Origin of the sequence: Asticcacaulis sp. W401b (assembly GCF_046503825.1) — a bacterium.
Lineage (GTDB): Bacteria > Pseudomonadota > Alphaproteobacteria > Caulobacterales > Caulobacteraceae > Asticcacaulis.
Map to the genome: position 1 here is coordinate 49810 of NZ_JBKFEE010000010.1, position 12353 is coordinate 62162.

Annotated in this window: 18 protein-coding genes; 11 read left to right on the plus strand and 7 right to left on the minus strand. The window is 62.4% G+C overall.

Annotation, left to right across the window (positions count from 1 at the left end; all coding sequences use genetic code 11):
• Positions 1-150: 150 nt before the first annotated feature.
• Positions 151-1089, minus strand: coding sequence for a 2-hydroxyacid dehydrogenase (locus ACK8OE_RS16375; RefSeq protein ID WP_410273436.1), 939 nt, complete (start codon positions 1087-1089; stop codon positions 151-153).
• 90 nt (positions 1090-1179) lie between these two features.
• On the opposite strand from ACK8OE_RS16375, the gene ACK8OE_RS16380 reads away from it, so the two are divergent.
• The 4 genes from ACK8OE_RS16380 to ACK8OE_RS16395 all read left to right on the plus strand — a co-directional run bounded on the left by ACK8OE_RS16380 (position 1180) and on the right by ACK8OE_RS16395 (position 3627).
• Positions 1180-1641 (plus strand): hypothetical protein, encoded by a 462-nt coding sequence (locus ACK8OE_RS16380; RefSeq protein WP_410273437.1) that lies wholly within the window; start codon positions 1180-1182, stop codon positions 1639-1641.
• A 31-nt stretch (positions 1642-1672) separates the two neighbouring features.
• Positions 1673-2092 (plus strand): DUF1801 domain-containing protein, encoded by a 420-nt coding sequence (locus ACK8OE_RS16385; protein WP_410273438.1) that lies wholly within the window; start codon positions 1673-1675, stop codon positions 2090-2092.
• Between the two features lie 80 nt (positions 2093-2172).
• The gene (locus tag ACK8OE_RS16390; protein ID WP_410273439.1) at positions 2173-2886 is read left to right on the plus strand and encodes a hypothetical protein; all 714 of its coding nucleotides are present in this window, start codon (positions 2173-2175) and stop codon (positions 2884-2886) included.
• 75 nt (positions 2887-2961) lie between these two features.
• Positions 2962-3627, plus strand: coding sequence for a hypothetical protein (locus ACK8OE_RS16395; protein WP_410273440.1), 666 nt, complete (start codon positions 2962-2964; stop codon positions 3625-3627).
• A gap of 15 nt (positions 3628-3642) precedes the next feature.
• Here ACK8OE_RS16395 and ACK8OE_RS16400 read toward each other — a convergent pair whose 3' ends face one another.
• Positions 3643-4131: a hypothetical protein gene (locus ACK8OE_RS16400; protein ID WP_290793077.1), complete on the minus strand. Its 489-nt coding sequence runs from the start codon at positions 4129-4131 to the stop codon at positions 3643-3645.
• 133 nt (positions 4132-4264) lie between these two features.
• Between ACK8OE_RS16400 and ACK8OE_RS16405 the strand changes: the two genes are divergently transcribed.
• Positions 4265-4510 carry a BrnT family toxin gene (locus ACK8OE_RS16405; RefSeq protein WP_410273441.1) on the plus strand — a complete coding sequence of 82 codons (246 nt, stop codon included), beginning with the start codon at positions 4265-4267 and terminating at the stop codon, positions 4508-4510.
• Positions 4497-4793 (plus strand): BrnA antitoxin family protein, encoded by a 297-nt coding sequence (locus ACK8OE_RS16410; protein ID WP_410273442.1) that lies wholly within the window; start codon positions 4497-4499, stop codon positions 4791-4793. The genes ACK8OE_RS16405 and ACK8OE_RS16410 overlap by 14 nt, the downstream gene beginning before the upstream one ends.
• Before the next feature lie 103 nt (positions 4794-4896).
• On the opposite strand, the gene ACK8OE_RS16415 is transcribed toward ACK8OE_RS16410, so the two are convergent.
• Both ACK8OE_RS16415 and rpsU read right to left on the minus strand, forming a co-directional pair.
• On the minus strand, positions 4897-5292 hold the full coding sequence (locus tag ACK8OE_RS16415) for an acyl-CoA thioesterase (RefSeq protein ID WP_041659479.1): 396 nt from the start codon (positions 5290-5292) through the stop codon (positions 4897-4899).
• Positions 5293-5418: 126 nt separating this feature from the next.
• Positions 5419-5652 (minus strand): 30S ribosomal protein S21, encoded by a 234-nt coding sequence (gene rpsU, locus ACK8OE_RS16420; RefSeq protein ID WP_041659477.1) that lies wholly within the window; start codon positions 5650-5652, stop codon positions 5419-5421.
• A 277-nt stretch (positions 5653-5929) separates the two neighbouring features.
• Between rpsU and ACK8OE_RS16425 the strand changes: the two genes are divergently transcribed.
• The gene (locus ACK8OE_RS16425) at positions 5930-6577 is read left to right on the plus strand and encodes a COQ9 family protein (protein ID WP_410273443.1); all 648 of its coding nucleotides are present in this window, start codon (positions 5930-5932) and stop codon (positions 6575-6577) included.
• On the opposite strand, the gene ACK8OE_RS16430 is transcribed toward ACK8OE_RS16425, so the two are convergent.
• Positions 6574-7650, minus strand: a complete 1077-nt coding sequence (locus tag ACK8OE_RS16430) for a 5-(carboxyamino)imidazole ribonucleotide synthase (RefSeq protein ID WP_410273444.1) — start codon at positions 7648-7650, stop codon at positions 6574-6576. The two genes, ACK8OE_RS16425 and ACK8OE_RS16430, sit on opposite strands and share 4 nt — an antisense overlap.
• Positions 7651-7654: 4 nt before the next feature.
• Positions 7655-8149: a 5-(carboxyamino)imidazole ribonucleotide mutase gene (gene purE / locus ACK8OE_RS16435; RefSeq protein ID WP_126423554.1), complete on the minus strand. Its 495-nt coding sequence runs from the start codon at positions 8147-8149 to the stop codon at positions 7655-7657.
• 114 nt (positions 8150-8263) lie between these two features.
• On the opposite strand from purE, the gene ACK8OE_RS16440 reads away from it, so the two are divergent.
• Positions 8264-9007 (plus strand): GGDEF domain-containing protein, encoded by a 744-nt coding sequence (locus ACK8OE_RS16440; protein ID WP_410273445.1) that lies wholly within the window; start codon positions 8264-8266, stop codon positions 9005-9007.
• A gap of 52 nt (positions 9008-9059) precedes the next feature.
• On the plus strand, positions 9060-9449 hold the full coding sequence (locus ACK8OE_RS16445) for a VOC family protein (RefSeq protein ID WP_410273446.1): 390 nt from the start codon (positions 9060-9062) through the stop codon (positions 9447-9449).
• Between the two features lie 28 nt (positions 9450-9477).
• Here ACK8OE_RS16445 and ACK8OE_RS16450 read toward each other — a convergent pair whose 3' ends face one another.
• Positions 9478-10653, minus strand: coding sequence for a deoxyguanosinetriphosphate triphosphohydrolase (locus ACK8OE_RS16450; protein WP_410273447.1), 1176 nt, complete (start codon positions 10651-10653; stop codon positions 9478-9480).
• Positions 10654-10906: 253 nt separating this feature from the next.
• Between ACK8OE_RS16450 and ACK8OE_RS16455 the strand changes: the two genes are divergently transcribed.
• Together ACK8OE_RS16455 and ACK8OE_RS16460 are read left to right on the plus strand one after the other, a co-directional pair.
• Positions 10907-11233 carry a HesB/IscA family protein gene (locus ACK8OE_RS16455; protein WP_410273448.1) on the plus strand — a complete coding sequence of 109 codons (327 nt, stop codon included), beginning with the start codon at positions 10907-10909 and terminating at the stop codon, positions 11231-11233.
• A gap of 120 nt (positions 11234-11353) precedes the next feature.
• Positions 11354-12118, plus strand: a complete 765-nt coding sequence (locus ACK8OE_RS16460; protein ID WP_410273449.1) for a hypothetical protein — start codon at positions 11354-11356, stop codon at positions 12116-12118.
• Positions 12119-12353: the final 235 nt, after the last annotated feature.

A 12353-nucleotide genomic window follows, 5' to 3' on the forward strand; every position in this document is an offset into this window, starting at 1 on the left:
GCAGACTCATACCAACGGCCGGAGATACTGACCGCATCCGGCCGTTGAAGACGCGCTTAAAGCGTTGAGTGGAATCGTCATTTCGCTCTAAATTTTTGTTTTATCGCGATGTTTTTGCGGAAAACCGCTCACACTTTTCCGCACATCGCTCTAATAGCCGCGCGAGCGCTCAACCGTCGGCGGCAGTTGGCCCGTCATCCGCCAGTGGCGCAGATTATCCGCCACCACCTGCGCCGCGGTGTGGAGGTTGGTCGGGGCGGAGATGTGCGGCAGAACCGTCACCTGCGGGTGGTGCCACAGGGGAGACGCGGCCTCCAGAGGTTCAGAGTCAAACACATCCAGCACGGCGTACGACAGGGTGTGGTCCAGCGCCTGCAAGAGCGCGTCGATGTCGAGCGCCGCGCCGCGTCCGAAATTGATCAGCCCCGCGCCCGGCGGCAGCCAGCCCAGGGTTTCGGCGTTCAGAATCCTTCGCGTGCCCGGCGTCGAAGGCAGCAGGTTGACCACGACATCGGCCTGCGACATCAGGGATTTGAGCCCATCCATGCCCGTAGACACCTCAAAATCGGTAGATTTCGGTGTGCGGCTCCAGCCGAGAACGCGAAAACCCGCTGCCTGCAGCCGCGCCACCGCCGTCAGCCCCATATGGCCAAGCCCCAGCACCCCCACTGTCACCACCGACGGCGCGCGATAGGGCCGCTGATGCCACTGGCGCGCCGCCTGCTGACGCGCATAGGCCGGCATGTCGCGCTGAAGGTAGAGCGTCCAGGCCAGCACCGCCTCGCCCATCACGCGGCTCAGTTCCGGATCGACCAGCCGCACAATCGGCAGGTCTACCGGCAACTCAGCCACCAGCCGCTCGACCCCGGCCCAGACGCTGTGCACCCATTTGAGGCGCGGCAGGGCCTGCAACAGCGCCGGGTCAGGATTGGCCACCACCGCCACCTCAACCGCCTGCGGGTCGGTGTCGCTTAACGGCAAGACAGGCATATCCGGCAAGGCGGCGGAGAGGGCAGCAATCCATGCCTGCGCTTCGGCATCGCAGACGCGGCCCGTAAAGACGATGGGCGAAGAGACGACAGACGACATGGGGGTTTCTCCTTGCGCTTTGGATAGGCAGGGGCGCGGCGGGCGTCAACCGCCCTTTCCCGACCACCCTTCCCGCCTTACATAGAGACGATGGAACGCCCCCTCACCCTTTCCGAACGCATGGCCCTGCCTGCGGGACTGATCGCCGCCGTGCCGGTCGAGGGCGTGCGGCTGATCGGGCGGGCGCATCCGCTGTCGTGGCTGTCTCAGGCGCTCGGTTGCGGGCCGCTGATCGTGGTGCGTGGACGCAGGATTTTCTGGCCCGACCTGCCTGCCGATCTTTCGGCTCGTCCGGAGGTTCTGGCCCTGCTGGCGCACGAGTTGACACACGTGTGGCAGTACGCCAACGGCCTGACCGTGTGGCGCTATCTGTGGCGCGAACGCGGGCGCTATCGCTACCGCCTCATCCCCGGCAAAGCCTTTACAGACTATGGCTATGAGCAGCAGGCGGCCATGGTCGAGGACTGGGTGCGTGACCGCAATGACCTGCCGCCGCGCTGGGGGCATCCAACTGACGTCCAGAGCTTGCCCACCTGCCTGCCGTTTGCTTGACAAACCCGCGTTACGCCCACAGTCTGAGGGCATGGCCGAACCGAAGACCCAGCCCACCGACGCCGATCCCGTGGCCTTTCTGGATGCGAAAGCGCCGGAGAAGATGCGCGCCGACGCCCAGACCCTGCTTCGCCTGTTTACGGACGTCACAGGCGAGCCGCCGGTCGTGTGGGGGACGTCCCTGATCGGCTATGGCCGCTACACCTATCTCAGCGGCAAGACGACGGTGCCGTGGCCGCTCAGCGCCTTTGCCGTGCGCAGCGCCGCCCTGACCCTCTATGTATTGGCAAGCGCCCCGGAGCAGGCCGATCACCTCGCCCGCCTTGGCAAGCATACTACCGGCGGCGGCTGCATCTATATCAAGCGCCTCAGCGAGGTGGATATGGACGTGCTGCGTGAGATTATTGCCACCGCACACGCCCTGATGACGGCGCGTCATCTGTCGTCCTGATGCCTTTCTGATCTCTTCATCTGCGGTTCAGCCTTAATTTTGTAAAACGCATAGGCTAGAACAACAGAAAGAACAGAAAGATGGACCTGCCTATGTTTGTCAAAGCCGCCAAGCCTGCCCTGCTGGCTGCCGCCCTGTGCCTGACGCCGGCCGCCGCCGGGCTGATCCCCGTGAGCGCCGTTGCGCAGCAGACCCAGCGCGAAATCTCCGCCGATCAGGCCTTTCCCTTCCTGTCGAAATTCCTCGCCCTGCCGACCTCGGAGCGCGATGAGATCACCGTCGCCTATATTCTGAAGATCAAAGGCGGCACGCAAGGCGCCAGCATCGTACTCAAGCACAATGGCCAGAGCCAGAAGCTGAACATCGGCGGTGACGGGCGCATCACCCCCCTGCCGACGCTGTCGCAGTTGCGCGGCGGGGCTACGGTGGTCGTCAATGGACCGGAAAAGGGCGTGTCGATGCGCGTGCGCGTCTATGCTACCGAAACCCCGGCGAAGACCATGACGCTCGCCCCGCTGGCCAAGGCTGTGACGCAGAGCAACAGCGTGATGCGCAAGGTCGGCGGCGTGCTGGCCTTGACGCAACCGAAGCTCGACCGGCTGTATTTTGTCGGCTCCGGCAATGCGCGCGTGACGATGGCCGATGGCAGCCAGAAGCTGCTGCCGAAATCCGCCGTTGACGACGCCTATCCGGCCGGCACGCCCTATCTGGTGCCGTCGGAATACCCTGGTGCAGTCAGCGTCAGCTTTGACGCCACGCCGTCAAAGATCGGCATTGACGACCGGGCGAAATAGATTTGAGATAGCCGTGATTTTGCCGCGATCCCGAACCACAGTTCGGGATCGTCTGTTTTTTTTGCGGGGTGGTTAATGACTGTTTTCAATCGGCGGGGATTCGTAGGGTCGGCCGCAGCGCTGGCGTTCATGGGGGCCTCTGCGGCGCGGGCCGAAACCAAGGACGTGCCGTGCACGGACATCTTTCCGTTCCTGCTCAACTACCTGAACCTGCCGGCCGCTGAACGCACGCACTTCCGGCTGGCCTATAAACTGGCGGTGACCGGGGCTAAGCTGTCGGATATCCGGCTGGTGCTGAAGCATAATGGCGAGACGCCGCTCAACGTAGCCGCCGATAACACCCTGACGCCCCTGCCCCCCGTCGCGGCGCTGAAAGCCAAGGCCCCGGTTACGGTCACGCGCCCGGACGGCAGCAAGATGGGCCTGACCCTGCTGATCGCCGCCGCCCTGCCGCCTGCGGCCGCCTACGCCGCCCCCGACCTCAAAAAGGCCGTCGATCAGTCGCGCGCCGGGGCCAAAAAGGCCGCCGGTGTGATGAGCCTGGCGGTGCCCAATCTCGACCGCATCGTCTTTGTCGGGGCAGCGGGCGGGCAGGCCATCGGCGCCGATGGCAAGGGCGCGGCCCTGCCGAAGACCAAGGACGGGCATCCGGTGTTTCAACCGGCGGCGCAGGCTAAGGCGGCGCGCGTGACGCTGGACAAGGCCCCGACCCTGCTCAGGATCGAGGCCAAGCCGAAATAAGGGCGGTGTCTTAGATTAACCGCGCGTCTGGCGGATCAGCATGTAGTTGCCGAGCAGACCCGCGGCGAAGGCCGACACGGCGCACAGCGGCAGGCAGATCAGCACCACCCAGGTGGGGTGCGGGATGAAACTCATATGGATCATGTAGCTGGCCACCAGCAGCACCCCGGTGAGCCACGCCGGAAAGGCCCCGACCTTAGCCATACGCACGGCCAAATAGCCGCCGCCGAGCGTGCCCAGCGCCCATGAAATGATCTTGATGATATAGGCGTCAGCCGGGACCGTATCGAGCAGTTTGGCGATGTCTTCGGGGCTGGCCATATCGAAGGTCGGCGGCGGCGGGAACATGTAATTGCCGACCTGACGCAGGATGGTATCGAGCACCATGCCGAACAAAAGACCCGTCAGCACGGCCAGCGTGATATTGAGCACGCTGCGCGTCTTGTCCTCGTCCCACACGGTGAACCACGTGACAAGCCGGTCCGTTACCGATGCCTTGGCCATTTCTGCCTCCCTGACTGGCGGAGAAAATGACAAGGCGCGCGGCTTTGGTCAACGTCTTTATAAAGACAGTGTTACGACACGATAATTGACCCGCTGCACATTATCGTGTACACAATAATTATATTGATCATCTATGACGAACCGAAAGCGTCTGAGAAACTTCGAAAAGCACGGGCTGGATTTTGCCGACCTGACGATCGGCTTTTTCGAGGCCGCACGCATCGCGGATGCGAAGCTGGGCCGCTTCGTTGCCGTCGGTTATTTCGATGATCAGCTCGTTGTCGCCGCTGTCTTTCGCCCGCTGGGCACAGAAGCGCTCAATGTGATTTCGATGCGCCCGGCCAGCAAGAAAGAAAGGAAGAACTATGTCGAAGTCTAAAATCGCGCCGCTCACCGACGCCGAAGAAGCGCGTATTCAGGCCATGATCGCTTCTGACCCCGACAACCCCGAATTGACGGACGAACAGCTTGCCAATATGCGGCCGTTTGCCGAGGTCTTCCCGGAACTGGCGGCCTCTATCCGACGTGGTCGCCCACCGCTGGAGACACCGAAACAGTCCGTGCATCTTCGGCTGGATGCCGATGTTCTGGCGGCCTGGCGCGCCACCGGCGCGGGCTGGCAGAGCCGCATGAACGAGGCCCTGCGCAAGGCTATGCCTTAGAGCGGATTTCGTTCAGACTGAATCGAAACTCCGCTCTAACATTTTGTTTTATCGCGCATTTGATTCCGAAAACCGTTGCACACTTTTCGGAATGCGCTCTAACTCACGGCAGAGGCAGCGGGCGCGAATTGCCGTTTTCGTCGATGGCGACAAAGGTAAAGTCGGCATCGGTCACCTTGATGCGCACGTCGGAGTCGCGTGAGCGCCGCCACGCCTGAACGTGGATCTTCATCGAGGTACGACCGGTCGAGATCAGCTCAGCATAGACGGACACTTCGTCGCCTACGCGCACCGGCGTGTGAAAGGTCATGCCTTCGACCGCGATGGTGGCGGCGCGACCCACGGCCCGGCGCGCGGCGACGTTTCCGGCCGCGAGGTCCATCTGTGACATCAGCCAGCCCCCGAAAATATCGCCCGCCGGATTGGTGTCCGCCGGCATGGCGATGGTGCGAATGGCAATCAGCGCCTCGTTCGGCTGCGTGTCTTTCTGGTGTTTCATCGACTTACCCCACATGCCGCTATTCATTGCCGCAGGTTTGACTTTTTGCAATGCAAAAAAGCCAAACAAAAAGCGCCGAAGCTGAGGCTTCGACGCTTTTTAAAGATCGGATCGTGTCCGTAAGGCTTACTTCGAGCGGCCCGTGGTCGCACCGCCTTCGCGTTGCAGACGCTTGCGCGCCAACTTGCGGGCGCGGCGCACGGCTTCGGCCTGCTGGCGAGCGCGCTTTTCAGAGGGCTTTTCGTAGTGGACGTGACGCTTCATTTCGCGGAAGGAGCCTTCACGTTGCATCTTCTTCTTCAGCGCCTTCAGGGCCTGATCGACATTGTTGTCGCGGACAAAGATCTGTACCAGAGGTATCTCTCCATTCTGTCTGTTCCGCCGGGCCGTTAAGCCTTGCGACGGACCGCCTCGCCCTTTTGAAGTTCGGGCCATAAAAGGGCGGAGGGTGAAAACAAGCTGCCCGCAAACCGTGGTCTGCGGGCGTGTGGGCGAAGCCATTACATCATGCCCGCGCCCAATTCAAGCCGCACCGCCTTTGAAAAACGCCGGATTAAACATTTTATCGGGCTGTTGCCTTTTGACGCAGGTGCAATTTGGTCTTGGCGCGGGGCGGGCTTGGGCCTATTCTGGGTCCATGTCCGTAAATGCCCTTACCGAACTGGAACAGTCACTGGCCACGGCCTGTTCCGCGCTGATGCCTGATCTGGGCCTGACCCGCGTCACCGTGCGCGTCGCGGGTGCGCGAATCGGCCTCAGCCCCGCCGAGGTTGAACTGATCTGCCCCAACGGGCCGTCGGACATCGCCGCGATCCTGTGGCGTCAGGGCGATGCGGCGCTTGCGGGTGATGACATTGACGCGCAACTGTCTGCGATGAAGGTGCGTGAACGCATAGGCTTCCTGCTCAACCGCCGCATCGACGCCGCCTGCGCCGATGAACGCGCGACGCACCGCCTGATCGGGCACCTGTGCCTGCCGCAGCATCTGGGGCTTTATCGCCGCCTGTTGTGGGAGTCGGCTGACCTTGTGTGGCGCAAGGCGGGGGATAAGGCGCTGGACGAAAACCACTATTCCAAACGCGCCATAGTGTCCGGCATTCTGGCCACGGCCCTGATGACGCGCCTGACGCAAGGGGTTGAGGCCCAGCACGAACAGATCTCCCGCAATATTGAGCAGGTGATGGCGTTTGAAACATTCAAGGCCAAACTGCCGTTGAAGCCGGAAGACGCGCTTCTGGGGGCCGTGGAATTTCTGGGCAAGCTGCGCTTTGGGGCGGCGGCTTAAAGACTCGCCTTCAAGCGGTTGATATGGCCCATCTTGCGGCCCGGACGCGGATCATCCTTGCCATAGATGTAGAGCCGTGAGTCCGGCTCCTGCGACAGGGCTTCCCAGGCCAGCACATCCGGCCCCAGCAGATTGGTCATTTCGACCTGAAAACGCGCTGTGGTGTCGCCCAGCGGCCAGCCAGCGACGGCGCGGATATGCTGCTCGAACTGATCACACAGGCAGCCGTCCTGCGTCCAGTGGCCGGTATTGTGCACGCGCGGCGCGATCTCGTTGAGGATCAGCTCATCGCCTTCCAGCACAAACAGCTCGACGCCCAAAATGCCCACATAATCAAGGCCTTCCAGCACCTTCCTGGCAATCGTCTCCGCGCGCGTTTTCAGCCTCTTCGACACCACCGCCGGGGCCAGAGTGGTCGAAAGAATGCCGCTGACGTGGTGATTTTCCCCGACCGGATAGGTCTTCACCGCGCCGTCGTAGCCGCGCGCGGCGATCACCGAGACTTCACGCAGAAAATCGGCCTTGGCCTCCAGAATCGCCGGGCGGCCATTGAGGCTGTCGAAGGCCGCTTTCGCTTCGTCGGCGGCGCGAATCCACACCTGACCCTTGCCGTCATAGCCTTCGCGGCGCGTCTTCAGAAGCGCGGGCAAGCCATTGGCGGCAATCGCCTTTTCGAGATCATCAAGGCTGTTGATCTCATAGAAATCAACGGTGTTTATGCCGACGCTGCGGGCAAAGCGCTTTTCGAGGATACGGTCCTGCGTGATGCCCAGGGCCCGTGCATTGGGGGCGACCTTTGCGCCTTTGGACACCAGATAGTCGAGCGAGGCGACCGGCACGTTTTCAAACTCAAACGTAATCACGTCCGAGGCCGCGGCAAAGCGATCGAGCGCCGCCTCATCCGTATAGCGCGCCACCTTCGACACCGCCGAGACGCTGGCCGCCGGCGATTCGGCGTCGGGCCCATAGACCACCACCTTGAAGCCCAGCCGTGACGCCGCCTGCGACAGCATCCGCCCCAACTGACCATCGCCCAGAATGCCGATTTTTGACCCCAAAGGCAGCGGTTTCAATGGTTTAGTCCTCAACGCTATCGGGCACGCCGTCGGTCTGCGCCTGACGCAGGGCTTCGACGCGGATCGCCAGTTCGGGATCGGACAGGGCCAGAATCTGCGCCGCCAGAAGTCCGGCATTCTTGGCACCCGCTTCCCCCACCGCCAGCGTGCCGACCGGCACACCGCCCGGCATCTGCACGATCGACAGGAGCGAATCGAGGCCTTTCAGCCCGTCGCGCACCGGCACCGGCACGCCCAGCACCGGCAGCGGCGTCAGCGAGGCGGTCATGCCCGGCAGGTGGGCGGCCCCACCGGCGCCAGCGATAATCACCTGAAAACCCTCAGCCTTGGCGGATTTGGCAAATTCGACCATGCGCTCCGGCGTGCGATGCGCCGAGACGACGCGCGCCTCATAGGTGACGCCCAGGCCGTCCAGCGCCTCAGCGGCCTTTTTCATCACCGGCCAGTCCGAGCGCGAGCCCATAATGATGGCGACTCTGGGTTTCGACGCGGTCATGCCCACCTCCGAAAGCTGAAAGGCCGCGAACTATAGGATTAGGCCCCGGCCTGCAAGGGGCGTCTGTGCAAATAGCACTCGCTTCGCGCTCCAAACGCCGCTAATCTTGGGCGCATGACCGCCTTGCCGCCCTCAGCCTCTGCCGATTCTGAGCCCTCCGCCTTGTCCGCGGGCGGATTGACGGCGTCGATGCAAGCCCTGCTGCAAAGCCAGTTTGGTGGCGCCCCCCAGCCCGTCCCGGCCCCTACCCCGCCCGCGCCGGAGCCCCAGACGGGTGATGAATGGCCCTTGGCGGCGCGCACGCTGATCGACAGCCTGATCCGCGAAAACATCCGCCTGAAGGCCGATATCAAGGCCCTCACCGAGCAGGTGGCGCTGGCTGAGCACCACGCCGATCACGATGTGCTGACGCCGACGCTCAACCGCCGCGCCTTCCTGCGGGATCTGGGCCGCGCCATGGGGGATGGCCGCCGCTATGGCGACCCGGCCTGCCTGATCTATCTCGATCTCGATGGTTTCAAAGCCATCAACGACACCTACGGCCACGCCGCCGGCGACAAGGCGCTGATCCACATTGCTGAGCGGCTTAACGCCAATGTGCGCGAAGGCGATTCAGTCGGGCGTCTGGGCGGCGACGAATTCGCCATACTGCTGCGCCACGCCGACGTCTCCGTCGCCCGCAGCAAGGCGCAGAAGCTTGAGGCCGAACTGAATATCGCCACCTTTGAATATCAGGGCCTTTACCTGCGCGTCGGCGGTTCGTTCGGCGTGCGCGCCTACGAAGGACAGGCCTCGGCCGAAGAATGGATCGCCGAAGCCGACGCCGCGATGTTTCTGGTCAAGAAATCGAGCCGATGAGCGCCCCCAAGAAGGGAGTAGCGGTTTTTGGATACGGAGGCGCGACTAAAATATGAGCCAGATCGCCGCCGTTACCCTCGTCGTGCCCGATTACGATGAGGCCATCGCCCATTACTGCGCCGGGCTGGGCTTCGACCTGATCGAGGACACCGACCTCGGCGGCGGCAAGCGCTGGGTGCTGATAGCTCCGCCCGGTTCGAGCGAAACGCGCCTGCTGCTGGGCAAGGCCTCGAATGAGGCTCAACGTGCCGCCATCGGCAATCAGGCCGGTGGGCGCGTCTTTCTGATCCTGTTCACCGATGACTTTGCCCGCGACCACGTGCGCTTCAGCGCGGCAGGCGCGGTCTTTACCGAGGCCCCGCGCCACGAAGCCTATGGCACAGTGGCCGTGTTCCGCGACACGTTCGGCAATCTGTGGGACCTGCTGGAGCCGAAGGCGTAATCTCCGAGTTGTGCAATAGAGCCGGCCTCTATGACATACTGAACAACTGCCTGTGCTGTTCGATGGCATAGGCGTCCGTCATCCCGGCAATATAGTCGCAGACCACGCGCGCACGCTGGGTTTCGGTATCCTTGGTGCACACCCGCCCGTACCAGTTGGGGGGCAGCACCTCCGGCTCCTCCATATAGAGGCGGAACAGGTCGTTCAGCACGCGCCGCGCCTGCGAGCGGTGGCGGTTGACCGTATAGTGCTTGTACATGCGCGCATACAGAAAGGCCCGCAGCCGCGACAGGTCCTCATTCACCGTGCGCGAAAAGGCCACCATCTGACGCCCGGCGCGGCGCACATCCTCCGCCGTTTCGATGCCGTCCTCTTTCAACCGCCGCTCGGTTTCCAGACAGACATCGCGGATCATGAAGCCAATCACGCGGCGGATGGCCTCCAGCCGCAGCAGCCTCTGGTCGATCAGCGGCCAGTCCTTTTCCACCTCGGCAATCGCCGGTCCGATCAGCGGGATGTCGCGCAGGTCAGCCAGCGTAAACAGCCCGGCGCGCAAACCATCATCAACATCGTGATTATTATAGGCGATGTCGTCGGAAATCGCCGCAATCTGCGCCTCAAGCGACGCATAGGTTTCCGGGCGCAAGTCCCAGAAATCGCTGAAATCGGCCACGGCCTTCCACGCCGGATTGCCCAGCTTGTGCGCCACGGGGCCGTTGTGCTTGATCACCCCTTCCAGCGTCTCCCAAGCCAGATTGAGCCCCTCAAACGCCGGATAGCGGTGCTCCAGCCGCGTCACAATGCGGAAGGTCTGCACATTGTGATCGAAGCCGCCCCACGGCTCCATCATCTTGTGCAACTCGTCCTCGCCCGCATGACCGAACGGCGAATGACCCATATCGTGCGACAGGGCGATGGTTTCGGCCAAATCCTGATCGGTCCCCAGCGTATGCGCCAGCGAGCGCGCCACCTGCGACACCTCGATCGAATGCGTCAGGCGCGTACGGAAATAGTCGCCCTTATCGGCCACAAAGACCTGCGTCTTGCCCTTCAGCCGCCGGAAGGCCGTGCAGTGGATCACCCGGTCACGATCGCGCGCAAAGGCCGTGCGCGTCAGGCTGTCCGGCTCGCTATATAACCGTCCGCGAGAGCGGGCATGGTTTTCGCTATAGGGCGCAAGCGTCAGGATCAGCGGATCGTGCACGGGCAGGGTCTTTCGCAGTGATACTTACGCCCTAAATCCCCCTCTGCGCGCCAATTTGCAATGCAAATTCATGACAAAAAAGTGACTCAGAGCGCTTTCCGAAAAGTGGGACGCACTTTTCGGGAAAAAAAGCGCGGCAAACCAAAAATTTAGAGCGATATTTTGTTACGCCGAACGGCGTTACGATTCAATTTGAACAAAATACGCTCTGAGCCCCCTAAAACTCGCGCCCGCCCCGCGCTATATTGAGCCCATGAACCCGATTACGCTTTCCGCCAGCGCCGCGCGCCACCTCAACCGCCTGTCCGCCGACGCCGGGCACCCGATCCTGTTGCGCGTCGCCGTCGAAGGCGGCGGCTGCTCCGGCTTTCAGTACCAGCTCGACCTGGTCGAAGCGCCCGAAGACGGTGATACCGTTATCGCCTATGAGGGCGCTCAGGCCCTGATCGACGAAGTCTCCGCCCCCCTGCTGGCCGGGTCGATCATCGACTATGTCGAAGAACTGGTCGGCGCGCAGTTCAAAATCCTCAACCCGCAGGCCAAATCGTCCTGCGGCTGTGGTGTCAGCTTCTCGATCTGATTTTTGGGCCTTGTTTTTGGCCGTTCAAGAGCCTCCGGCGGGCAGGGGCACAGCCCCTGCACCCGGTTTAGAGGCGCGAAATCTATCCCCGCCATAAAAAGCGCGGTTACCCTTTTGGGCATGACCGAGACGACGGACATGGCTGGCTCTCTAACCCCCGAACAGCGGCGCGAACATTTGCGCGCCTATGCGGACCGGATGTTGCTGGCCTTAAGCGCGATGGACGCGCCTGAAACGCCGGACGCGGTCACCAAGGGTATCCGAACAGCGTTGATGATCGAGCGCCTCTATGCCCGCTGCGACGCCTCTCAGGCACAGGCGCACAAACACGCCATCGCCGCCATCGAAGATCAGGTGAAGCTGAAAAACAAACTCGAATGGTCCGGAAACCGGCTGGACAAGGCGCCGGACGTGCCCTTCATCACGCTCAAATCCGATGCGCTGAAAGGGATGCAGTGGCCATGCCCGCCGCGCGATTACGTCGGCGAACTCAAGGCCAGGATTGACCAGATCAAGGCCGCATCACAACCCAAGCCCCAGCCACAGCCTGCACCCGCGCCTGTCGCGCCGGTCGAGGTCAAACCTCAACCCCAACCGAAATCTGAACCTGCTGCCCCGTCGCGGCCCCTGACGCCGCATCAAATGGCTCTGCGGGAGCGCGTGCTGAACACGGTCGCCATCCCCCGGCCGCAGGATACGCCGTTAACGGAACACGATTACGGCCTGATCCGCGATGAGGATGTGGAAATCCTGCACGGCGACCGACTCCCCCGCCTGTATGAAATGGGCGAAACGCGCGACACGCTGTTGAAAGCGCTGAAAGCCTACAGCCGCGAAGACCTCAACCTGTTGTGGCCCGATCTGTTCCCGCTGGATACGGGGTGAAGGAAACACCACGAACGGCACGAACCTCTTTGCGTTGAAACGCCCGGCCCGCAGGGCTCTTACCTTTGTGCGGCCTGCACGAGTGAGGGGCGCTGCGCGCCGAAAGGTTCAGAAACCACAGATTTCACAGATGGCACAGATTGGCGCTACGCACCCCTGCGTGATGCAGACACGGATAATCTGTGAAATCTGTGTAATCTGTGGTTCCTATAAATCTCGCGTAGCACAGCGCTGC